The sequence below is a fragment of the Streptomyces sp. NPDC001617 genome (genome assembly GCF_053596855.1).
The window spans coordinates 56585-79056 of sequence record NZ_JBSFHA010000010.1 but is presented as its reverse complement, the minus strand read 5'-3'; the positions used below and the strand labels follow the sequence as shown (position 1 = coordinate 79056).

Here is a 22472-nt window from a genome sequence, read left to right as displayed (position 1 = left end):
TGCCGCTCATCGCCCATCGTACGGAGAGATACGCGTCCACTGAACAAGGAGTTGAGGACATGCGTACATGGGGGCCGCTCGCGGCGGTGTGCCTGGGCACGTTCATGTTGTTGCTGGACGTGACGATCGCGGTCGTCGCGTTGCCGGACATGGCCCGCTCGCTGCACGCGTCGCTCAGCGATCTGCAGTGGGTGATGGACGCGTACGCGCTGGCACTGGCCGCGCTGCTGCTGGGCATCGGCGCCGCCGCCGACATTCTGGGGCGGCGTCGGGTGCAGGTCGTGGGTGTCGTGGTGTTCGCGACGGCCTCGCTGCTGTGCGGACTGGCGAGCGGACCGGGGATGCTGGTCGCCTCGCGCTGCCTTCAGGGTCTGGGCGGTGCGGCGATCCTCGCGACCACGCTGCCGCTGCTGGGCTCGGTCTATCAGGGCACACAGCGTTCGGTGGCGCTCGGCGTGTGGGGCGCGGTCAGCGGAGCGGCGTCCGCGGTGGGGCCGGTGCTCGGCGGGGTGCTGACGGACGGGCCGGGCTGGCGGTGGATCTTCTACGTCAACCTCCCGGTGAGCGTGGCCGCGGTGTGGCTGACGCTGAAGGTCGTACCGGAGTCGCACGGCTCGCGCGACAGGCGCATCGACTGGGCCGGCACGGTGTCGTTCGCGGCCTTCGCGGGCGGGCTCACGTACGGGGCGGTGCGGGCCGGAGAGCACGGGTGGGGCGAGACGGGGACGCTCCTGGCGTTCGCGGCGGCCGTCGTGGCCGTGTTGTGTTTCCTCACCGTGGAGCGGCGCGGCGCCGACCCGATGCTGGACCCGCGGCTGTTCCTGGAGCCCACGTTCTCCGTCGTGATGCTGGGCGCGCTCGCCTTCAACGCGGGGGCGTTCAGTCTCATGGCGTACGACTCGATCTGGCTGCAGTCGCTGCTCGGCATGAGCCCGGTGCGCGGTGGGCTGGTCTTCCTGTGGATGTCGCTGTCGGCGTTCGTGGTGGCGGCCCTCGGCGGCCGGCTGCTGCACGGCGTGCCGGCGCGGATCACCGTCGGGGGCGGGCTGCTGCTGGTCGGTTCGGGACAGTTCTGCATGACCGGTCTGGACGCGAGTTCGACGGCCTCCGCGCTGGCGCCGGGGCTGGTGCTGATCGGTGTCGGTACGGGTCTGGTCGCGCCCGGTATCGCGGGCGCCGCGCTGGCCGCCGTACCGCCGGAGCGGTCCGGCATGGCGGGCGGCGCGGTGAATACGTTCCGGCAGCTCGGGTACGCGCTCGGGATCGCGATGTACGGCACGGTGCTGACCTCGCGGATGCAGGACACGCTGCCGCACGACGCGGCGCACGCGCTGGCGGGCGGGGCGGCCGGTGCGTTGCGCGGCGCCTTCTCCGAGCACACGCTGCGCTCGGCGTTCGCCTCCGGGCTCAACACCGGCGCGGTGGTGGCCGGGCTCACCGCGACGGCCGCCGGGGCGCTCGTGGTCGTCCTGGTCCGGACACCGTCCGCGATACGGACCGGAGTGACGAATTCGGCCCCGGATACGCAGACGGAGGAGACGGTCACCACCCACCCGTGAGGCCCTTGACCTGCGGTCAAGGGACGTAGCCAGGTCGTACAGATTCGGTGGAGATTACGGGACCGAAACTTACTCAACCGTCAGTTTTCTGTCCGACCCTTCCTGATGTGAGGGTAATTTTCCGGCCGTGGCCGGGGCGGTACGTGAGGATTGCTCGGCTTCGGCCCCCCTCCCGCCCCGTCTCCGGTTGGGGTAGCTTTCACGGCGCTTGCGAGTCTCGAATTCAGCGCTGAGGAACGGGGAGCGGGTTTGCGCGAGTTCACCAACCCTCCGTTGACGTCGGTGCCGCCGGTGGGCGGTCTGGCCGACGCCGTCTTCGAGCGTGCCCATCAGGACCCGCTGCACATCGTGCTCGGCCGCAAGGACGAGCTCGGGCAGTGGCGCGACGTGACGTCGTCCGAGTTCCGGGACGAGGTGCTGGCCCTCGCCAAGGGGCTGCTGGCCCGGGGTATCCGGTTCGGCGACCGGGTCGCGATCATGTCCCGTACCCGCTACGAGTGGACCCTGTTCGACTTCGCACTGTGGACGATCGGCGTCCAGGTGGTGCCGATCTACCCCACCTCGTCGGCGGAGCAGTGTTTCTGGGCGCTGTACGACGCCGAGTGCTCCGCGGCGATCGTGGAGCACGAGGACCACGCGATGACGATCGCCACCGTCATCGACCGGCTGCCGCAGCTGCACCAGCTGTGGCAGCTGGACAACGGCGCCGTGCAGGAGCTGTACGACGCCGGCGCCCATATCGACGACGACGTCGTGCACCGCCACCGCCAGGCGGTCACCCCGGACTCGACCGCCACGATCATCTACACCTCGGGCACCACGGGCCGCCCCAAGGGCTGCGTCATCACACACGGGAACTTCATGTACGAGGCGGACACGGTCGCCGAGCACATGGAGCCGGTGTTCCACTCCAAGAAGGGCGACGAGGCGGCGACCCTGCTGTTCCTGCCGCTCGCGCACGTCTTCGGACGGATGGTGCAGGTCACCGCGATCCGCCACGGGCTCCGCTTCGGCCACCAGCCGCAGCTGAACGCGGCCGCGCTGCTGCCGGACCTGCAGGCGTTCAAGCCGACGTTCATCCTCGCGGTGCCGTACATCTTCGAGAAGGTCTTCAACGCCTCCCGCCGCAAGGCCGAGAAGGAGGGCAAGGCGGGCCCGTTCGAGAAGGCCGTCGAGGTCGCCGTGAAGTACGCGGACGCCGTCGAGGCGAAGGCCTGGGGCATCGGCCCGGGTCCGTCGGCGGGTCTGCGCATGCAGCACCAGCTGTTCGACAAGCTCGTGTACGCCAAGGTCAGGGCCGCGATGGGCGGTCGCCTCCGCAACGCCATCTCGGGCGGCTCGGCGATGGACCGCCGGCTCGGCCTGTTCTTCGCGGGCGCGGGCGTCCAGATCTACGAGGGATACGGCCTGACCGAGTCGACGGCGGCCGCGACCACCAACCCGCCCGAGCGCACCCGCTACGGCACCGTCGGGCAGCCCATCCCGGGCGTCACCGTGCACATCGCGGACGACGGCGAGATCTGGCTGCACGGCCCAAACATGTTCCAGGGCTATCTCAACAACCAGAAGGCCACCGACGAGACCCTGCACGACGGCTGGCTCGCCACCGGCGACCTCGGCGCCCTGGACGAGGACGGCTACCTGACCATCACCGGCCGCAAGAAGGAGATCCTGGTGACCTCCGGCGGCAAGAGCGTCTCGCCCGGTCTGCTGGAGGAGCGGGTCCGCGACCATCCGCTGGTCAACCAGTGCATCGTCGTCGGCAACGACCGCCCGTACATCGCCGCCCTGGTCACCCTCGACATCGAGGCCGTCGAGCACTGGCTGACCATGCGCGGCAAGCCGCAGATGTCCCCGGCCGAGCTGGTGCGCGACGCCGACCTGGAGACGGAGGTGCGGCGCTCGGTGGTCGCCGCCAACACCCTCGTCTCGCAGGCCGAGTCGATCCGCACCTTCCGGATACTGGCCCAGCCCTTCACCGAGGAACACGGTCTGCTGACCCCGTCCCTGAAGCTGAAGCGCAAGGCCATCGAGAACGCCTACGCCAACGAGGTCGAGGCGCTCTACCGGGCCTAGCTGATGGCGATGCGGAAGAGCTTGTCCGATCCGTCCGGCTGGTTTCCGTTGTTGTCGCAGTTGGTGGTCGACAGCCAGAGCTGGTCCGCACCCGGCACCTTGGTCACGGTCCTCAGGCGCCCGTACGTCCCGACGTAGTACGCGGTCGGCGTGCCGACGCTCTCGTTGTCGCCGTTGATGGGGATCCGCCACAGCCGCTCGCCGCGCAGGGACGCCATGTAGACGACGTTGCGGACGATCGCGATACCGCTGGGCGAGGCCTCGTTGACGTTCCAGGTGGCCTTCGGGTTGGTCATCCCGGCGGTGCTGCAGGTGCCCTCGCAGATCGGCCAGCCGTAGTTGGCGCCCGGCTTGATGAGGTTCAGCTCGTCCTTGGAGCTGTTGCCGAACTCCGCCTCCCAGAGGCGCCCGTTGCGGTCGAAGGCGAGACCCTGAGGATTGCGGTGGCCGTAACTGTAAACGTAGTTTCCGAACGGGTTGCCGGGGGCCGGTTTCCCGTCGGTCGTCATGCGGAGGATCTTTCCGTTCAGGGAGTTCTTGTCCTGCGCCAGGTCAGGTGTCTGGGCCTCGCCGGTGGAGACGTAGAGGTAGCCGTCGGGGCCGAAGGCGAGGCGGCCGCCGTTGTGGTAGCGGTTCTTCTTGATGCCCTGGAGGAGGATCTTGTAGTCGGTGAGCTTGGTGCCGTCGTAGGTCATGCGGACGACCCGGTTGCCCTCGTCGGCGGTGTGCATGAAGTAGACGTAGTGGTTGGTCGCCCACTTGGGGTCGACGGCGACGCCGAGCAGCCCGCCCTCGCCGTTGGTGGTCACGGCGTTGGGGACGGTGCCGACCTGAGTCCTCGTGCCGTCCTTGGTGACCTTCCAGACCCGGAAGTCGTCCCGCTCGGTGACCAGGGCGGTCTTGCCGTCGGGCATCCAGTAGGTGCCCCAGGGGATGGTCCAGCCGGTGGAGAGCGTCGAGATCGAGGACGGGACCCCGCCGTCGGTGGCGCAGGCCTTGGTCGTGAAGCTGACCGTGTTGCTGGGCTCGGAGACATTGCCGGCCGCGTCCCGGGCCACCACGTTCAGACTGTAGGGACTGTTGCAGGCGAGCCCGCCCAGCGTGGTCGACGTACCGCTGGTGACCGTGTCGTAGACGGTGGTGTCGCTGCGCACGTCGTACGCGACCACCGCCTTGTCGTCGGTCGAGGCGCCCCAGCTCAGATCGGCGCTGTTCGACGTGACGTCACTCGCGGACAGCGTGCCCGGCTTGCTCGGCGGGGTGGTGTCGGAGCTGGGCTTGGTGGTGCAGTCGACGACCGGACTGGCGGCGGAGGTGTTGCCGGCCGCGTCGCGGGCGATGACGGTCAGGTTGTAGGTGGTGTTCGGGGACAGACCGGTCAGCGCCTTGGAGGTCGAGCTCCCGGGCGCCTCACCGATCTTGTTGCCGTGCTCGTAGAGGTCGTACGCCGCCACGCCCACGTTGTCGCTCGAGGCGCCCCAGGCCAACGTGAGGCCGTCCTCGCCGATGTCGGAGCAACTGGGCTGTCCGGGGCGGCTGGGCGCCTGGGTGTCGGCCGCCGCGTCCACACTGACGCGGTCGAGGTTGGGGCCGCCGTTGGCCGTGGTGGCGGTCGCGCGGATCTTGTCGGAGCCCGCGGTCAGCGGGACGTTGAGGGTCTTGGTGGCCCAGGTGTTCCAGTCGGCGGTGGCCGGGAAGGAGACGGCGGACGCCACGACCGTGCCGCCCACGGAGATGTCCATCGGCCGGTCGACGGAGGTGCCGTTGGCGTACCGGAGGGTGAGGGCGGAGGTTCCGGCGGAGGATGCGCTGACCGTGAACTCCACGTAGGAGCCCTTGATGTTGGTGTAGTCGACGAAGCCGGTGCCCGTGTAGCCGGTGTGGTTGGTGGCCACCGCGCCCTGCGAGATGGTGGCGTCCTCGGCCTGGTAGTCGGTGGCGGCGAGGGCGGTGCCCTGGCTCAGTCCGGCGAGGGGCAGCGCGAGGGCCGCGGCGAGGCCGTATGGGAGAAGTCTCTTGAGATTCATGGGTGTTCGCCTGTTTTCTCGTCAGCCCGTGTACTGGGTGAAGACCTTGAGGTAGTCGTACGGCTGCTGCGACACGCCGCTGCAGGAGTCGCCGTCGGTGCCCGAGCCGCAGGCGCGGTCGCGGTTGACGGACCAGTAGGTGAGCCGCCCGATGTGGTGCTGCTGGGCGTAGGCGAGCATCGTCTTGAAGTCGGCGACGCGGACGCGCTCGCCGGAGTCGTCCGTCTTGCCGTTCATGGACGACAGGCCGATGTGCGTGTAGGCGGTGGCGTCGCTGTAGCCGTACGCCGACTTGACCCGGGCCTTGAGGCCCTCCATGGCCTGTGTGGTGAGCGTGCCCATGGTGGTGGTGCCGCCGCCGAAGTCGAACGGCATGATGCACCAGACGTCGTTCGCCAGGCCGGAGTTGGCCGCCCGCTTGATCATGTCGACGCCGGTGGAGTCGGGGCCGCTGGTCGTGGTCCCGAAGGTGATGATCGTCTTCAGGCCCGGGTTGTTCGCCTTCACCGTCTTCAGGGCGTCGACGACCCGCTGCCGGACGGTCGCGTTCGACCACTCGGTGTTCTCGATGTCGATGTCGAGGGCCTTCAGCTTGTAGGCGCTGATGACCTTTTGGTACGCGCCCGCGAGGGCGGAGGCGCTGGAGCACTTCTCGCCCAGCTTGTCGCCGCTCCAGCCGCCGACGGAGACGACCACGTCACCGCCCTGGGCCCGGATCGCGTTGATGGTGGACTGGTCGCTGCCGCCGGTCAGCGGGCGCGAGCCGTCCCACTTCGGGTTGCAGCCGCCGTCGGAGAGGACGAAGGCGAGGGTGAACCACTTGACGCCGGTCGCGGACATCACGGAGGTCGGGTTCTGCGGGTTGCCCCAGCCGAGGTACTCGTAGGGTGCGACGGCCATGCCGGGTGAAGCCGCCGCGGCCTCGGCCGAGTTGGCGGGCTTGACCCGGATCAGCCGGGTCTCGCCCGGACGCAGGGTGGCGCCGTAGGAGTTGGCGATCACGCCCTTGTGGGACCCGGACCACAGGTCGGTGACGTCGCCGGAGCCGCTGAAGCCGACCTGCGACCAGTTCACGCTCACGGTCGCGCTGCCCGACGTACCGGTGTTGAACAGCGCCACGACGTACTGCCCGTCGCTCTCCTTCTTGCTCCACACCTGCTGGACACCGCTGTTGACGATCCGTTTCGCGGCCACGCCGTCCTGGTCGACCCCGATCAGCCGGTCGTTGGTGAGCATCGCCTTGTCGACGGAGTCGAGGTGGGTGAGATCGGTGCCGAGCAGGAGCGGGGAGGCGGCCATCGCCCACAGGGTGAAGTGGGAGCGGCGCTGATCGGCCGTCAGGCCCACCTGGTCGCCGTTGCCGACCTCCAGCGAGTCCAGGTCGTTCCAGCCGCCCGGGCCGGCGTACGGCTGCCAGGAGGCGGCGGTGTTGAAGCGGGCGGAGACGTGGGACCAGTCGGTGAGCGGATAGCCGCTGCCGTTGGGGCCGGGGCCGCAGTAGCACTCCACATCGCCCTGGGTGCGCCAACTGTTCGCCAGCTGACGCCAGGTGGAGGCGTCGGCGATCGGCAGGTTGTTGGAGAGGGCGAAGTTGATGGGCCGTCCGGTGGCCCGCAGCGCCTTGTCCCAGGCCTGGACGTCGGGGATGTCCTGGCTGCCCACCCCGTCGATCTTCAGGTAGTCGACGCCCCAGGAGGCGAACTGCTTCGCCCACGAGTTCACGAAGTCCTGGGCGCCCGGCTTCCCGTAGTCGATGTAGTACATGTTCTTGCAGTTGTAGTTCTTCTCGGTCTTGGACGTGTCCGCGATGTCCTTCGCGTGGTACGAGGTCCCCTCGATCGGGGTGTTCTTCAGAACGGCGTTCTTCGCGATGCCGGGGGTCACGTAGAAGCCGAACTTCAGGCCCTTGGAGTGGACGTAGTCGGCCACGGCCTTGATGCCGTCCGGGAACTTGGCCGGATCGACGGCCCACCGCCCGTAGGAGTCGACGGTGAAGCCGTTGTCGTCGCACTTCTGCCAGAAGTCGTCGAGGTTGACGTGGACGAAGCCGTGGTCCTTGAGACCGCTCGACGCCAGTGCATCCGCCTGTGCCTTGATCTTCGCCTCGGTCGGCTGGCGCCGCACGAAGCTCCAGCTGCTCCAGCCCATCGCGGGCCGGACCGACTGGCCGTTGTCGGAGGCGGCCGCGGGATGCGCCGCGGTCAGCAGCGGGATCGCCGGTGCCATCAGCAGGGCGGCCACCGCGGCCGTCAGTGCTCTGATGCGGGTCATGACTGTCCCCCGTTCGCGGGTGTGGCGTACGACGTGCCGATCCATGCCTCGTCGACACGCAGCCGCTTGTAGCGGGTGGTGTCGGTGGAGGCGGCCCAGGTGGTGTCCACCTCCAGGCGGACGTAACGGGCGTCGGCGGCGGTGAGGTCGATTCCCTGCATTCCCCGGCGACTTGGCAGCTGACCGGTCTTGACCGCGCTCCCCCAGGTCGAGCCGTCGTTGCTCAGGAACACCTTGTAGTCCTTGATCCGCGCCGACTGCTCGGTGCCCGAGCGGGCGTAGGCGACGGAGTCCTCGCGCTGGTTGAGGCCGATGTACTGGACCTTCTTCGCCGAGCCGAGGTCGAAGGTGAGGTTGACCGGCAGCGTCTTGTTGTTGTCCCAGTAGGTGAGGTAGTCGCCGTCACCCGCGGCCGAGCCCGTGTGACCGCTCGCGGAGGCGCTCGCGGTCGTCCTGACGCCGGTGAGGATGCCCTGGCGGCCGGCGGTGGTGACCTTGAAGACGGTGTCGTACGGGTCCCAGTTGCCGAGTCCGCCCAGCGTGAGCACACCGCCGGACTGCGACCACGAAACCGCGGCTCCGGTACGGAGGTTGGTGACCGATGCGATGCGGTAGCCGTTGTCGCGGATGCGCAGGGTGTCGGTGTCGGGTGGGGTCAGGACATGGACGTACTGGAGGTTCGGGTCCGTCTTGCTGATCGTCGTGACGCCGTGGGCGCCGTCGTTCCAGAAGCCGGGCTTGAGGCCGCCGTACAGGTAGCCGCCGCCCTCGGTGCCGTGCAGGGACTGCCAGATGGGGTCGAGGTAGGAGTCGGCGAAGGTGTTGAAGGCGGCCTGGTTGGAAGGGAACTTGCCGTTCACTTGGGCGGTCTCGGCCATCAGCGCCTTCACCGAGGAGCCCGCGTTGGTGATCAGCCGGCCGAGGGTGAGCTGCTTGTCGACGGACGGGTTGGAGCCGTCGTACCACCAGGCGCCGGTCGAGGGCAGCTTGAAGTCCGCCTCGGTCAGGCGGGGTTGGGCGGTGTAGATCGCCTGGGGGTAGTCGTAGGACGGGGTCATTCCCGTCTTCTGCTCGTTGCTGATCATGTCCATGATCGGCGTGTCTTCGTTGTTGTTGCTGAGCGTGTAGTTCGGACGCTTCTGGTAGATCTGCTGGTAGAGGTCGTGGCTCTCCCAGTAGGCGTTGTCGTTGTCGATCCAGAAGCCGCAGAGGTCGGGATAGCGGTCCATGACCTCGAAGAAGTTGTCGTAACTGAACTGCCCGAAGCCGTCGTTGGTGGTCAGGTCGACGTTCTTGCCCTTGTAGGCCGAGTAGGCGGCCGAGTCGAGCCACTCACGGCCGCCCTCGTCGTGCCACTGGGGGTCGTTGGTCATGTAGAGGATGACCTTCATGCCCTTGGCCTTGGCCGCGGTGATCAGTTCGCCGAGGAAGTCCCGCTTGGTGGAGCAGGAGCCGGGGATCTTCGAGGGCCAGGGGCGGGCGTAGCCGAGGCGGCTGTGGAAGGTGGCGAGGACGAGGTACTGGGTGTGCAGCTTCTGGGCCTCGTTCACCCAGTAGTCGGGCGTCCAGCCGCCGCTGGTGACGTCGTTCTCCCAGGCGCTGCAGCTGGTGTGGGCGGGCGCGGTGCGCAGGCCCCAGTGCAGGAAGAGGCCGCCGACGGAGGCGCGGAGGAAGTCCTGCCGGGGGTTCTGCACATCGAGCGGCTTCACGGCGGCGGCCCTCGGCCTCGCCGTCGCACCGCAGTCCTGGCTGCCCGAGACCCGTAGCGCGCCCCCGGACGTGTTGTGACTGTCCGTCAGGCAGGCACCGGTGGTGTCCTGGAAGCCCATGTCGAAGGGCGAGTCGCTGCCCTTCTGGGCCGTGAACCGGGTGAACCGGATGTTGCTCGCCGCGTTGGCGATGACCGCCGGACGGCCGTCGTCCGCCGCGAACTTCACCGAGCTGTCGGTGAACTGGACGTTGTCGGCGTTGTGGAGGTACCAGCCGTACGCGGGGCGGGTGCCGATGGCCTTGGGGTTGTAGTCGTTCGGGTCGTTGCTCGGCACCGCGGTGGACATGGTGCCGTTGCCGCCGGGGACCGTGATGTTGACGTCGGTGAAGGTCACGCCGTTGATCCGGTGGCCGGTCTCGCCCCACAGCGTCGGGCTGAAGGAAGGAGTGTTGCCGGTTGCCGTGATGTTGTCGTAAGTGATGTCGCCGATCGATCCGACGCCCGGACTGTTGCCGCATCGCTTGCGCGTCCCGATCTTCTGCATGATCGGCGAGTGGACGTTCGTCATCGTGATGTCGCGGTAGTGGACGTCCGAGATCTTCGCGCCGTCCATGGACACCATGCCGAGGCCGGACTTGTCCGCGCCGTCGATGCGGATGTTCTCGAACCGGTAGTCCGAGAAGTCGCCGCAGGTCTCGGAGCCGAACATCAGGGCGTTGCAGCACTTGGCGCCGAGCGTCGAATCGCTCACCCGCACATGGCCGTTGGGGAGTTTGGCGCCGAGGGCGTAGTCGCTCTTGAAGACCAGGGCGTCGTCGTTGGCGTGGATGGTCGCGTTGGTGATCGTGGCGTTGGTCGTCGAGATGACGTTCCAGCCGTCGCGGTCGCTCGCGGTGTCGATGGTGAGGTGGTCCGACGTCACGTTCTTGCAGCCGTTGACGAGGGCCGCGAAGTGGCCGCCGCGGCGGAGCGTGAGGCCGTCGCCGATCCTGAGCCCGTCGCACCGGGTCAGCGAGATGATCTTGTCGGCTTCGCCGGACTTGGGGTTGCCGGTGATCAGGTTTCCCATGCCGTCGATGACGCCCTGCCCGACGAAGCCGATGTCGGTCAGCTTGTCGCCGTAGATCATCGCGTCGTGGAAGTGGCTGTGCCCGTAGTCCTGGTAGGCGTCGTACGGGTTGGACTCGGCCTTGTCGTAGGTGTCGGCGCCGGAGCCCTGGAGCGTGGCGCCCTTGTCGAGCTGGAGCGTCACATGGCTCTTCATGTGGATGGTGTTCTTGGACTTGTAGTCGCCGGCGGGGAAGCGGACCGTACCGCCGCCGGAGGCCGAACTCGCCGCCGTGATCGCCTTGTTGACGGCCGGAGTGTCGTTGGCGGAGCCGTCTCCCTTGGCGCCGTAGTCGCGTACGTCGAAGACGGCGGCGGCGCGCGGGCCGCTCTGCGGTGCGGCGAGCGCGGCGGGGTGCGTGAGTCCGAGGACGACCGCGACGACGAAGAGGACGACGGCCGCCGCTCGACGGCGTGGATCAGTGGGGGGTTTCATCTGACGGCTCCTCACACGAGCTGGTAGCCGCGGAGATCGGTGAGCAGGAGGTAGGTGTCCTGCAGGGATCCGGAGGTGTCGCCGAGGGAGCGGTAGATGCCCCACTTCGGACGGACTCGGTCGGCAAGGAAAGTGTCCACGCCGGTCTTCGAGGCGTCGATCACGGTCGAGCCGCCGGACTTGAGGATCCAGCGGACCGAGCCCGCCGAGCCGTCGCCGACCTTGATCTGGAAGTCGACGTCGGTCCATTTGTCGTGCAGCGGGTCCAGGTCGGTGCGGCCGACGAGGATGTCGTCGATGGCGAGCTTGAGCTCGATGGTCTGCTTGCCGTTCACTCGGCGCAGGGACTGCACGACGATCGGCGAGGTGCCGGTGCCGGGCTGCTTCATCTGCATGATGTGGGTGAAGGTGGTGGTCGCCTTCAGCGAGCTCGGAATGTACATCGAGTAGGTGACCCGCCAGGTCTGGCCCTCGGTCCACTTCAGGTAGTTGCTGCCGCTGCCGTTGCGCAGGCCGGTGACCTCCTGGCGCTGACGGTCGGTCGAGGTGTCCCGGTCGACCGTGTGCATGTTGAAGCGCCAGTTGTTGCCGGTGGCGAAGATGTGCGGCTGCCCGGCGGGGTGGGAGTCGGCGCGGTCGTCCTCGACCGTCTCGAACGCCCCGAGGCCGTCGCTGCTCGCGGACGGGGCCCACTTCTGCTGCCAGGAGGCCGCGTGGGCGGTGCCGGGCAGACCGATCGCCGCTCCGGCCGCGCCCCCGAGGGCGGCACCGAGAAGTGTCCTTCTGGACGTGCTCATGACACTAATCACCTCGCAGTTGTTCGTTCATGATCAGGAAGGCGCCCAGGCCGTGGAAGTCGTTGGTGGCCCGGGTGCGGGCGACGTAGTACGCGTAGTCGCCGACGTTCGTACCGATGGTGATGTCGGCCAGGTTGGTGCGGCCGTCCGCGCCGACCGAGAGTTCGGCGAGCACACCCCGGTAGCCCCGGCGGGCGACGTCCGCGTAGTGCGGGTCGAGGTAGTGCTGCTGGGCCCCGCGCGAGAGGGCGTAGGTGAACATGCTGGAGCAGGAGGTCTCGGTCCAGTTGTCGGAGCGGTCACCCTTGTCCATCACCTGGAACCAGCGGCCGGTCGCCGGGTCCTGGTACTTCTCCAGGCCGGCCGCCAACTTGCGGAGGATTCCCAGCAGCCCGGCCCGGCGCGGATGGTTCGCGGGGATCGCGTCCAGCACGTTGACGATCGCCATGGAGTACCAGCCGACGGCGCGGCACCAGTGCTCGGGGGCGAGCCCGGTCTGCGGATCGGCCCAACCGGCGGTCTTCGACTCGTCGTAGGCGTGCTTGAGCAGGCCGTTCGCGACCTGCAGATGGCCGCCGTAGACGGCGAGTTGCTTGGCCGCCTCGTCGTTGGCGTACTGGCTGTCGCCGAACTCCTTGCCGTACTCGACGAGGAACGGGTTCACCATGTAGACGCCGTCCGCCCACAGTTGGTGGGCGCGGCTCGCGGTGTCGGCGTGCCAGAAACCGCCGTCGCCGGTGCGCGGATAGGTGTCGAGGCGGTCGCGGATCTTCTGGGCCGCCTTGCGGTAGCGGTCCTGACCGGTCTCGTGGTGCAGGATCACCAGGAGCCGGCCGGCCTGCATGCTGTCCAGGCTGTTGAAGGACTGGTCGATGGAGCCGTCGCTCTTCACGAAGCGGTCGACATAGTTCTTGATGTAGGTCAGATAGCGGGGGTCGTGGGTGCGCTTGTACGTGAGGTACTGGCCGTAGAGGTAGAGGCCGACCGGATAGGACCAACCGCCGATGGTGCTCGGTGTGTAGCGGGCCATGGTGGAGTCGACGACCGCCACCGACCAGTCGGGGGCGGCGGCCGGATGGTGGACGGCCTCGGCCGCGAGGGCCGTCGGCGGGGGTGCTGCCGCGGGCAGTACGGCGACGGTCGCCGTGGCGAGTGCGAGGGTCGTCAGGGCCGTGCCCAGGCGACGGTGTCTCATGTTCCTCCCTCTCGATGGGTCGGAGGCATGGAAACATCGGAGGAAAACCGCGCGAAACCGTTCACATGCATGTCTTGAGTTCAGTGACACGTTCGTCGGCGGGTCCAGAGTTACGGCAGAAGGTCCAGCGGTCAATGGTCCGGACCGCAGAGGTCGGATGCATTTCCGGCCATTCTCGCCATCCAGCCACTGACTCATCGGTCAGTTCCGGCGGATTCTCCGGTCAGGAATGCATCACGGCTCGTGATCGTTGACGATAGGAGTGCCATCTGACGACAACCGAAGGATCAAGAGCTCGTGAGCAGCAAGGTCCCCCCGATCATCCTCAACAACGGCGTCGAGATGCCCCAGCTGGGCTTCGGCGTCTGGCAGGTGCCGGACGACGAGGCCGAGCGGGCGGTCGCCACCGCTCTGGAGGCCGGGTACCGCAGCATCGACACAGCGGCGATCTACGGCAATGAAGAGGGCACCGGCAGGGCCATCGCCGCCTCCGGCGTCCCGCGCGAGGACATCTTCGTCACCACCAAGCTCTGGAACAGCGAGCACGGGTACGACTCCACGCTGCGCGCGTTCGACGTGTCGCTGGAGAAGCTGGGTCTGGAGTACCTCGACCTGTATCTGATCCACTGGCCGACGCCGGCCCGTGACAAGTACGTCGACACCTACAAGGCGTTCGAGAAGCTGCACGCCGACGGCCGTGTCCGCGCGATCGGCGTCTCCAACTTCGAGCCGGAGCACCTGCGTCGGCTGATCGGCGAGACGTCCGTCATCCCGGCCGTCGACCAGATCGAGCTGCACCCGCATCTGCAGCAGCACGCGGCCCGCGAGTACCACGCGGAGCAGGGCATCGCCACCGAGGCCTGGTCGCCGCTCGGTTCCGGCAAGGGCCTGCTGGAGGTCCCGGCGATCGTCGCCATCGCCCAGAAGCACGGCCGCACCCCGGCCCAGGTCGTCCTGCGCTGGCACCTCCAGCTGGGCCTCGTCGTGATCCCCAAGTCCGTGACCCCGTCCCGGATCAAGGAGAACATCGAGGTCTTCGACTTCAGCCTGGACACGGAGGACCTGGCGGCTATCAGCGCGCTGAACGAGGACCGGCGGCTGGGGCCGGATCCCGCGACGTTCAACTTGGCCTGAGCGGTGGGGGTGTGGCCGTCGGCGGGCGGCCCCACACCCCCTGGGCTCCGTCGGCGGCGACCGGCGTCTGGTGGCAGGCACAGGGGGCTGCCGGACCGATGCCCCGGCAGCAGTCGACGCAGCGGTCGAAGACCGGGTCGGCGAAGTAGTCGGAATGGCCCCTCGGATTCTCGTAGCTGGGATCGCCCGCGGGCTTCGAGAAGAGTGCGGGGTCGATGAGTTGACGGTCCATCAGCGTCGGCGGGGCTCCCGAGGGCTGCCGGGCCGGATCGCCGACGATCCACCCGCCGATCGGGTCGCTGAGGCGATACAGGTTGCGCCAGCGGACGTCGGCCGCGATCCGTGGCCAGGGGTTTCCCGCAGGACGAGCCGCGGGCAGAGTGCCACTGCGGTGCGCCAGGATCTGGCCGAGCCGGTCCAGCGTGTACGCGTTGAAGTAGGCCGGGAAGAACCGGACGTACAGGCGCGTGAGCGGACAACCGTAGGTCAGGAAGCAGGTCCTGACGCTCGCCGCGGTGTCGGCCTGCATGAGGACGACCGCGCCGATCACGGTGCCCTGTGAGTGGCAGGACAGGATGACGCGGCCCGGACCGTCCTCGGGCTGCCCGGTGAGGTGCTCCAGCCGGGTCAGCAGATCGGGGACGGTCCGTTCCGCGTAGCACGGCGGGGCGAAGGGGTGCGTGGCCCGCGGCCAGAAGGTGCCGACGTCCCAGAGGATGCCGACGGAGCGACGGAAGGCCGGGTTGCGGTAGGCCTGGCGGCCCGCCCACAGCAGCACCAGGACCAGGCCGGTGAGCGCGAGGTTGGCGACGGTGATCAGCCAGCCCGGGCCTGCGGAGACGAGCCGTACGCCCACGGTCGGATCGAGCACCAGGTCCGACAGCACGATCACGACAGCCGCGCACAGCAGGACGCCGAGGCCCAGGATGCCGGCGCTGTCGAATCCCTGGGCTCGGGCCCAGCAGCGCGCGATGTTCTCGGAACGGCGCCGAGTCGCGTCGGTGCCGTCCTCGGTGACCGGTCCGTAGCCGGTCCTCACAGGTTTCAGGTACCGCGTGGTGGACCGGTGGATGCGCCAGGCGGCGCACCCCACGACGACCAGGGCCACTGCGAGGAACCCGAGCGCGCTCACGGACGCCCAGAAGTACTCGGTCGGCACCACCATCGGCGACTGCTTGCCCGTGTCACGCCCCGGGACCGTCGGCGCGCCCAGTATCTCGGCGGTGCGGAGGGTGAGTCCCGCTGCCAGGCCCGTCGCGAGGAGGACGGCGAACAGGGCGACGCCCGGGGTTCCCATCCCGCGCCAGGCGGGCCTGGGGAAGTCCGGGTTGCCGAACGGGGCCTCGGGTGCCTGTTGTCTCCGCGCCTTCCCCAGTGTGCCGAGGTGCGACACCGACAGGACCACCAGGAGCAAGGCCTGTGCGGCCAGCAGCAGTTGCGTCGCGCCGACCTGTCCTGGCAGCTCGTCCGACGTGCGGGTCGTGTTGGCGTCGGCCGCGTCCCAGAAGAAGGCGACGCTCATCGCAGCGGCCACCAGGCCCAGGGCGCACCACGGCAGTACGGCGAACACCCAGTCCCATGCGGGCCGTTCGTCCTCGGGCCCCGGGCGTTCACGCTTCCAGAAGCGCGGTACGAGCACCCCCGCCGTGGCCATCGCCAGCGCCACCAGCAAGGCGAGCAGCAGCACGGTGCGCATGCTCCCGGACAGCGTCCCCCAGGCACCGTTCGGCACCGGCTTCGTGAAGTCCCCCTGCGGCAGCAGTGGCACGAGCAGCAGCACGCCGGTCAGTGCCAGCGCCCACGTCACATGGAGGGCACGCAGGCGGCGCACGGGTCGGCTCCCGTTCCACAACTGCCGGTCCTCCAGCAGGGTTTCGACGACCGGGTCGCGGCCTTCGATCTGTGGAACCGGACTGGTCTCAAGGCCGTTCCACGTCTGGTTCGCGAGCCACCACAGCAGCAGGACGAGCGCGACCGGGACCAGGGCCGCCACCGCGAGCCGGCTGCCGGTCGTGTCGATCCAGCTGTAGTGCAGCCACCTCAGCCAGAGCCCGCCGCCGGTGCAGGCCGACTTGGCGTCCTTCCCGCACTGCCAGCCGACGAGGTCCATCGACACCGAGGTCGCGGCCAGCACGTAGGTGCCGGTGAGGGAGAGCGCGAGGAGCCGCTGCAGGGCAGCCCGGTGCTCCACGATGCGTGTCTCATTGTCCCGGACCCGGTGACCGGGATCCATGTAGAACGCCAGGTTGACGAACATGAACGGCAGCAGGAGCAGCCACAGCGCACGCCGGTTGTCACCGGAGGTCAGCGCACCCCACGAGTAGCCCTCCCGCCGGAACCGATCCGTGTCCGCGGCCCCGGACCTCGTCTCCCAGATCCGCCGGTAGAACCCGGCCGACCTGTCCCCGGCCACCCGCCACACCGCCGGATGCCCGAGCTCCGACTCCGGCGGTGTCCCCGACACTCCGTGGACCCTCAACTCGGTCCAGCCGGTGCTGCCTTGATTGACATAACGGTCCATGACCGCCCCCGTTCCCCCGAACAGAACATGCCCAGGATGACGGGTTCGAGCCTGATTGCACCCCCTTCGTGGCCCAGCAGTTCAGCCTGATCGGACGCGCGTGTCACGGGCCGCGCACGTCGGTGAAGACGACCTCGAACTCCTCGAGTCCGACCACGGTCACATGCGCCTTGGCCGCGCCCTCGTGCCGCGCGGAGGCCTGGGCGCCGCGGGAGGCGGCCAGCGACTCGCGGTCGACGAACAGGGCGCCGACGATTGCGCGGCCCCGCTCCCGGTCGACGAGCAGGGAGGTGCGGGCCAGCCCGTGCAGGGTCTCCAGCCGGGGCACGACCGAGGCGCGGAAGGTGTCGGCCAGCAGGTCGGCGTCCGCGGGGTCGAACTCCAGCCTGCTGATCCGCAGTCCACCGCCCGCCTCGGGCCGGCGGACCGAATGGAAGACCACGGCCTCGTAGTTGTCGACGGCGGTCGTCGCGGCGAACGGCTCCAGCAGCGACGCGCGTCGCTCCCGCATGACCTCGTCGCTGTTGCGCCGGGCCTCCTCGGTCTCCCACCAGCTCACGGCCAGCAGCTTCCCGAGTTCCCGGTCGATGAAGATGCCCGATCCCCGGTATCCGGGGCGCTCTTCGAGCAGGTCTCGCCCCTGCGCGTTGAGTGCCCTGATGGCGGTGTCGACCTTCGCGGGATCGCCGGTCGCGTACACGGTGCGAACGAACATGACGCCTCACCTCCCGGGTGGTTATCCGGAATGTTCGATATCGCCAGTCTTCTCCTGTGCGGGAACTGCCGCAATCAGGAGGGCGACTCGCCGTGGCCACTCCGGCGCTCACAGTGGCCGGCGCCCCGAGCGGCAGCGCCCCGACGGGGGTGAGCAGCAGCGGTACCGCCCGACACGGCCGGGCAGACGGGGCGAGTTGACGGCGACCAGCACCATCGAGGGCCGCGAGGACGTCGAGGAGAGGATGACGACCGTGTATCCGTGGAAGCCGCCGCGGCGCGGCAGGAACAGGAGGCCGGAGCAGCACCGGGCCGCGAGCACGGCATGGACGGTTCCGGCGGCGGGATCGCCGCCGCTCGCACCCTTGTCGACGAGCCCGGCACATGGTCCCGGTCCACGGCCCGCACGAGCAGCGGCACCAGCACCACCTGCGCAGAGACCAGCACGGTCGACAGCTCGGCGCCGACCTCCGTGAGGGACTTCGCCCACGACAGGGCGTCACCGGCGAACGACGTCCCGGCGGTACTCGGGCAGGGCGAGCAGGTCCGGCACGGGCAGCCGGGGAGGCGGGTCGCGGGCGAGTGTCGCGGCGCGATGTCCGTACGGGCCACCCGGCGGCCTCCTCACGGCGGATTCACGGCGGATTCGCGGCGTGGCGGTCGTGCCGGGCACCCGTGTATCGGCCATCTTTGCGTGACCCGGGTTCCGGCCGTGAGCTGCCGGTTCTCCCCTGTCACCCCAACAGATCGGACACGTACGTCCGTTCACAGGGTTGACGCGGCCATGCTCGCGGGTCCACCTTGTACGCCAACTCGGTCAGGAAAGTTTCCTAACAGAAGGGTCCCCCACAGTGCGCATACGAACACTGACCCTCGCCGCGGCCTCCGGGGCCGCCCTGCTCGCCGCCGGAGTCCTCCCCGCGAACGCCTCCGGCGCCACCACCCACCCGACGTCCGCCCAGGAGGGCTCGGTCAGCGCGGCCGACCTGCTCGCCAAGGTGACGTCCTGTTCCCAGATCTCCAACGGCAAGTACAAGACCGACGACGAGACCTCGGCCACCATCCCGGTGTGCGGCAAGAACGGTGCCGTGTTCTGGAAGGCCGACATGGACATCGACTGCGACGGACAGCGCACGTCGAAGTGCAACGAGAACGCCGACCCCTGGTACCAGGACGACACGGCGTTCCACCAGTCCGACGGCAAGCCGCTGAAGGCGGATTCGCTGCCGTACATCGTCGTGCCCAGCTCCAGCAGCATCTGGAAGTACTCCAGTTACGGCATCAAGGGCGGCGGTGTGGTCGCCGTGATCTACAACAACAAGGTCGAGTACGCCGTCGTGGGCGACACCGGCCCCACGAAGATCATCGGCGAGGCCTCGTACGCCACCGCCAAGGCCCTCGGCATCGACCCCGACCCGGCGACCGGCGGCGCCGACTCCGGCGTGACCTACATCCTCTTCAAGAACTCCCAGGTCTCCCCCATCGAGAGCCACAGCGCGGCGGTCACGCTGGGGGACAACCTGGCCAAGCAGTTCCTGACGAACAACTGACCCCGGCCGGGCAGCCCGACCGCCTTTCGTGCGGGGTCGGTCGGGCTGCCCGATCGGCCGTACGACGACGGCGACGACGACGGCGTTGACGTCGATGATGTCGCCGACGACGGTCAAGAAACCCTTCGGTTCACCGAGTTCCTGTTTCAGGCTCCGCAGGTGTCGCGGTACGGCACGGCCGGCAGGTACTGGCGCCACTGGGTCGCGGTGGCACCGCCCTCCGCCCGGGCACACACCTCCCTCGCGGCCGTATCCGGCGTCAACGGACTTGACCGGTCCGGCAGATGGGGCGTGGCGATGTGCAACTCCCCCGTGTCGGCACCGAACCCGACGGCGAGCACCGGTCCGTCCCCGACCGGCACGGTCGCCTCGGGCAGCCGCGGCCGGGCCGTCTCCCACACCTGCACGGACCCGTCGGCGGCGCTCGCCGCGAGCAACGAGCCGTCGGCGGAGACGTCAAACGGCGGGTGTGGGCGACCCGCTTCGAGGAGTGCGCCACGCGACGGGTGCAGGGCGCCCGCATCACGGTGTACGCGCGACCGGGCCGGTGCTGAGCCACCGGCCCCTCAACCGGTCCGGACCGCCGTGTGCACCGAATGAGCCGCCAGCACGAACACGTCGGGCCGATGGTGCACGCTCGCCTTGTCGTCGGCGTCGAGAAGGCGGTCGAGCGTGGCCCGGTCGTCGGCGTCCAGCTCGTCGCCGTGCATCTCGCGCAGTCGGGACAGCGTCGCCACGATGTAGGCGCGGGCCCGGTCGGAGGCGGGGGCGGGCAGGTCGAGGAGGAAGCTGCGGGTGCGGGCGTGGGTCAGGCCCGCACCGCTCAGCAGGGCCGGCCAGTCCTCGACCTCGTCGACGGAGCCGGGCAGGTCGGCCCGCATCCGCGCGAACCACTCCGCCTCCAGCGCGTCCAGCCGCGCCTCCAGGCCGGGGCGCCCGAAGCCCAGGTCACGCGGCAGGAAGCGGGAGGGCAGCCCACCTTCCATGATCGCCAATGTCCCGCCGGGAGCCAGGCGCCCCGCGAAAGCGGCGAGGGCGGCGCGCTGGTCGCCGAGGTGGTGCAGGCTACGGCCGGCCCAGAGGAGGTCGGCGGGATAGTCCAACTCCTCGAGAACACCGGGGAGTTCACCGGTCAAGGTGTCGAAACGGTCGCCGTATCCGAGCCGTTCGGCCCGCTCCCGGGCCCGTTCCAGCAGCGGTCCGGAGCCGTCGACGGCCATGACGCGGGCGCCGGGGAAGGTCTCGGCGAACAGACAGGTGACAACCCCGGGACCACTGCCCGCGTCGACGATCAGCCCCGGCTCGGTCACCTCCTTGCCGAGCCAGTTCAGGGCCCGCTCGTACAGGGGTGTGAACAGTTCGGCCTGCGATTCGAGGAGCGGGGCCATCTCGGCCCAGTCGATGTCCGTGTGGTGACCGTGTTGATGATGCTGGTGCGCCATGTCGTCAGCCTCTCGTCCGTGATGCCGTCAGGGTGCTCCGACGCACCGGGCGGGGGCCACTCCTCTTGCCGGGACGGCAAAAAACGGTGGAGTCCGCACTACCCCGGGCCCTGACCGAACAAGGCTGACCCCCGCGCCCCTGTCTTTTGTCTTCCAGGGGCGCGGGGAACCGCGTGACCAGCCACAACCGGCCCGCAGCCGCCCTCCTACAAAGGCGGATACGCGTTCTGCATCAACTGCTGGAACTGCGCGGAGAACCAGTGCCCCGACAACGGAGCGTTCGGCAGCGCACCCGACATGTTGTTGCCATTCCGGGCGTTACCCGTGTACGTCGGATCGCACATCCGGTCGAAGCCCTTGCCCTCGTCATTCGCGATGGCAGAGCTGGACCCGTCCGACTCCCCCGGCGGCTTCATCCACACATACGCGTCGATCCCGCTCGCCGGATTCGCCTGCGGCCGCTCGCCAAGCCCGGCCCCGGACTGGTTGCACCAGTTCCCGACATGGATCCGACGGTCGTAGCGACCACCGTCGACATACGCGTCCACACTGGTCGTCGGACCAGGCCCGGCCGGCCGCGCGGTCCCGCCCCAGCCGTTCCGGGACGTGTCGATCAGCATGCCGATGTCGGAGTTGAAGCCGACGGAGACCAGCTCGTTCCGCATGGCCTGCGCATACGACAACTCGTCCACGTACCGGTTCCAGTCCACCCACTTCGACTGCCGCACGGACGTGCCGTTGACGCTGTCGTTGATGGTGAAGTTGTTCTCCTTCAGGGCGCTGTAGTTCGCCGTGTTGGTGATGAACCCCTGCACGTCGTCGACGGTCGCACCCTCACTCGTCGCCGCCTGCTTGAACAGGTTGGCGGCGGGCGCGAAGTTGTCGTCCCAGCCGAGCCAGCCGTGGTGGCCGGCGTCGATGTAGTTGTAGACGTTCGGGATCGCGCCGAGCTTGGCGAGCGCGTAGCCGACGCCCTTCTGGTAGTTGCCGTTGGCCAGCATGGTGTCGCACTGCGGGGTCGCGGTGGCCCGGCTACCGGTGTTGGTGACCAGGTTGGGCAGCGAGTCGATCTCGATGGTGGTGACGATCCGCAGCGAGCTGTACTTGCTGTCGGCGAGGATCGCCGCGATCGGGTCGATGAACTGCGTCTTGTACTTGTCGATCTCCGTCGGGCCAAGCTCGCCGTTGGAGGCGAGGGCCGCGCAGTCACGTCCGGGCAGGTCGTAGATCACCAGCTGGACGACCTCCTCACTGCTGCCCTTCTGCGCGAGGGCGGCGTCGAGGTGCGCGCGCAGGCCCATACCGCCGTTGACGCCGTTGATCGCGGCGATGCGGTCGAGCCAGACACCGGTGGGCTGGTTGGAGATCCGGCTGCCGCCCGTCTCGGCGGCCGCCTTCGCGGACCACTCGGGGTTCACGTACACCTTGGCACCGCTGTACGGGTTGTCGACACGGCTGCCGGTGCCGCCACCGCCGCCTCCACCACCGCCACTGCTCCCGTCATCGACGTTGCAGGTCACACCGTCGAGAGTGAAGGCCGTCGGAAGCGCGTTGGTGCCGCTGTACGACCCGTTGAAGCCGAAGCTCACCGAACCACCGGTGGCCAGCGTGCCGTTGTAGGTCTCGTTCGACGCGGTGACATCGGCACCGCTCTGGCTGACCTTCGCGTTCCAGTAGCTGGTGACCTTCTGGTTGCCGGCGTACGACCACTTCACCGCCCAACTGCTCTTGGCGGCACTGTTGTTGGTGATGGTCACGGCGGCGGTGAAGCCGGTGTCCCACTGGTTCTGCACCTTGTAGTCGACGGTGCAGGGAATGGCTTTCACCCCGACGTCCCCGGGGACGACGGCCGTCGCGGTCCCGGCTGTCCCGGCGACCAGCGCCAGGGCGGCGAGTATCGCTGTTCTGGTACGGCTCATGAGTGCGGGTTTC

At 68.8% G+C, this 22472-nt stretch carries 15 protein-coding genes; 4 read left to right on the top strand and 11 right to left on the bottom strand.

Annotation, left to right across the window (positions count from 1 at the left end):
• Positions 1 to 59 precede the first annotated feature (59 nt).
• Both ACWC09_RS10690 and ACWC09_RS10685 read left to right on the top strand, forming a co-directional pair.
• Entirely contained in the window at positions 60 to 1559 is a 1500-nt protein-coding gene (locus tag ACWC09_RS10690; protein ID WP_450850184.1) for an MFS transporter, read from the top strand.
• Positions 1560 to 1808: 249 nt separating this feature from the next.
• On the top strand, positions 1809 to 3635 hold the full coding sequence (locus ACWC09_RS10685) for an AMP-dependent synthetase/ligase (RefSeq protein ID WP_450850183.1): 1827 nt from the start codon (positions 1809 to 1811) through the stop codon (positions 3633 to 3635).
• Here ACWC09_RS10685 and ACWC09_RS10680 read toward each other — a convergent pair.
• Genes ACWC09_RS10680 through ACWC09_RS10660 form a run of 5 tightly spaced genes read right to left on the bottom strand, consistent with a single transcriptional unit; the run spans position 3632 to position 13179 of the window.
• On the bottom strand, positions 3632 to 5662 hold the full coding sequence (locus tag ACWC09_RS10680) for a PQQ-dependent sugar dehydrogenase (protein WP_450850182.1): 2031 nt from the start codon (positions 5660 to 5662) through the stop codon (positions 3632 to 3634). The two genes, ACWC09_RS10685 and ACWC09_RS10680, sit on opposite strands and share 4 nt — an antisense overlap.
• Before the next feature lie 21 nt (positions 5663 to 5683).
• Entirely contained in the window at positions 5684 to 7933 is a 2250-nt protein-coding gene (locus tag ACWC09_RS10675; RefSeq protein WP_450850181.1) for an alpha-galactosidase, read from the bottom strand.
• Positions 7930 to 11187 (bottom strand): glycosyl hydrolase family 28 protein, encoded by a 3258-nt coding sequence (locus ACWC09_RS10670; RefSeq protein ID WP_450850180.1) that lies wholly within the window; start codon positions 11185 to 11187, stop codon positions 7930 to 7932. Before ACWC09_RS10670 ends, ACWC09_RS10675 begins: the two co-directional genes overlap by 4 nt.
• 11 nt (positions 11188 to 11198) lie before the next feature.
• On the bottom strand, positions 11199 to 11984 hold the full coding sequence (locus ACWC09_RS10665; protein ID WP_450850179.1) for a Tat pathway signal sequence domain protein: 786 nt from the start codon (positions 11982 to 11984) through the stop codon (positions 11199 to 11201).
• Between the two features lie 4 nt (positions 11985 to 11988).
• Positions 11989 to 13179 (bottom strand): glycoside hydrolase family 88/105 protein, encoded by a 1191-nt coding sequence (locus ACWC09_RS10660; protein WP_450850178.1) that lies wholly within the window; start codon positions 13177 to 13179, stop codon positions 11989 to 11991.
• 297 nt (positions 13180 to 13476) lie between these two features.
• Here ACWC09_RS10660 and ACWC09_RS10655 point away from each other — a divergent pair, with 297 nt between their 5' ends.
• Complete coding sequence (locus ACWC09_RS10655) at positions 13477 to 14313, top strand: aldo/keto reductase (RefSeq protein WP_450850177.1); 837 nt, start codon at positions 13477 to 13479, stop codon at positions 14311 to 14313.
• On the opposite strand, the gene ACWC09_RS10650 is transcribed toward ACWC09_RS10655, so the two are convergent.
• The 3 genes from ACWC09_RS10650 to ACWC09_RS10640 all read right to left on the bottom strand — a co-directional run bounded on the left by ACWC09_RS10650 (position 14300) and on the right by ACWC09_RS10640 (position 17870).
• On the bottom strand, positions 14300 to 16834 hold the full coding sequence (locus tag ACWC09_RS10650; RefSeq protein ID WP_450850176.1) for a hypothetical protein: 2535 nt from the start codon (positions 16832 to 16834) through the stop codon (positions 14300 to 14302). The genes ACWC09_RS10655 and ACWC09_RS10650 overlap by 14 nt on opposite strands.
• Positions 16835 to 16937: 103 nt before the next feature.
• Positions 16938 to 17549, bottom strand: coding sequence for a hypothetical protein (locus ACWC09_RS10645; RefSeq protein WP_450850175.1), 612 nt, complete (start codon positions 17547 to 17549; stop codon positions 16938 to 16940).
• Positions 17550 to 17657: 108 nt separating this feature from the next.
• Complete coding sequence (locus ACWC09_RS10640; RefSeq protein WP_450850174.1) at positions 17658 to 17870, bottom strand: hypothetical protein; 213 nt, start codon at positions 17868 to 17870, stop codon at positions 17658 to 17660.
• A 529-nt stretch (positions 17871 to 18399) separates the two neighbouring features.
• On the opposite strand from ACWC09_RS10640, the gene ACWC09_RS10635 reads away from it, so the two are divergent.
• A complete protein-coding gene (locus ACWC09_RS10635; protein ID WP_450850173.1) occupies positions 18400 to 19098 on the top strand; it encodes a glycoside hydrolase family 75 protein in 699 nt (232 codons plus the stop codon).
• A 146-nt stretch (positions 19099 to 19244) separates the two neighbouring features.
• On the opposite strand, the gene ACWC09_RS10630 is transcribed toward ACWC09_RS10635, so the two are convergent.
• The 3 genes from ACWC09_RS10630 to ACWC09_RS10620 form a co-directional block, all read right to left on the bottom strand.
• A complete protein-coding gene (locus tag ACWC09_RS10630) occupies positions 19245 to 19535 on the bottom strand; it encodes a hypothetical protein (protein WP_450850172.1) in 291 nt (96 codons plus the stop codon).
• Positions 19536 to 19664: 129 nt separating this feature from the next.
• Positions 19665 to 20540 (bottom strand): class I SAM-dependent methyltransferase, encoded by an 876-nt coding sequence (locus ACWC09_RS10625; protein ID WP_450850171.1) that lies wholly within the window; start codon positions 20538 to 20540, stop codon positions 19665 to 19667.
• Positions 20541 to 20746: 206 nt separating this feature from the next.
• Positions 20747 to 22459 carry a glycoside hydrolase family 6 protein gene (locus ACWC09_RS10620; protein WP_450850170.1) on the bottom strand — a complete coding sequence of 571 codons (1713 nt, stop codon included), beginning with the start codon at positions 22457 to 22459 and terminating at the stop codon, positions 20747 to 20749.
• Positions 22460 to 22472: the final 13 nt, after the last annotated feature.

Excerpts from the sequence above, each read along its gene's own strand:
- ACWC09_RS10690 (WP_450850184.1), top strand. The coding sequence starts at position 60 with ATGCGTACATGGGGGCCGCTCGCGGCGGTGTGCCTGGGCACGTTCATG.
- ACWC09_RS10680 (WP_450850182.1), bottom strand. The coding sequence starts at position 5,662 with ATGAATCTCAAGAGACTTCTCCCATACGGCCTCGCCGCGGCCCTCGCG.
- ACWC09_RS10675 (WP_450850181.1), bottom strand. The coding sequence starts at position 7,933 with ATGACCCGCATCAGAGCACTGACGGCCGCGGTGGCCGCCCTGCTGATG.
- ACWC09_RS10670 (WP_450850180.1), bottom strand. The coding sequence starts at position 11,187 with ATGAAACCCCCCACTGATCCACGCCGTCGAGCGGCGGCCGTCGTCCTC.
- ACWC09_RS10665 (WP_450850179.1), bottom strand. The coding sequence starts at position 11,984 with ATGAGCACGTCCAGAAGGACACTTCTCGGTGCCGCCCTCGGGGGCGCG.
- ACWC09_RS10660 (WP_450850178.1), bottom strand. The coding sequence starts at position 13,179 with ATGAGACACCGTCGCCTGGGCACGGCCCTGACGACCCTCGCACTCGCC.
- ACWC09_RS10650 (WP_450850176.1), bottom strand. The coding sequence starts at position 16,834 with ATGGACCGTTATGTCAATCAAGGCAGCACCGGCTGGACCGAGTTGAGG.
- ACWC09_RS10645 (WP_450850175.1), bottom strand. The coding sequence starts at position 17,549 with ATGTTCGTTCGCACCGTGTACGCGACCGGCGATCCCGCGAAGGTCGAC.
- ACWC09_RS10625 (WP_450850171.1), bottom strand. The coding sequence starts at position 20,540 with ATGGCGCACCAGCATCATCAACACGGTCACCACACGGACATCGACTGG.
- ACWC09_RS10620 (WP_450850170.1), bottom strand. The coding sequence starts at position 22,459 with ATGAGCCGTACCAGAACAGCGATACTCGCCGCCCTGGCGCTGGTCGCC.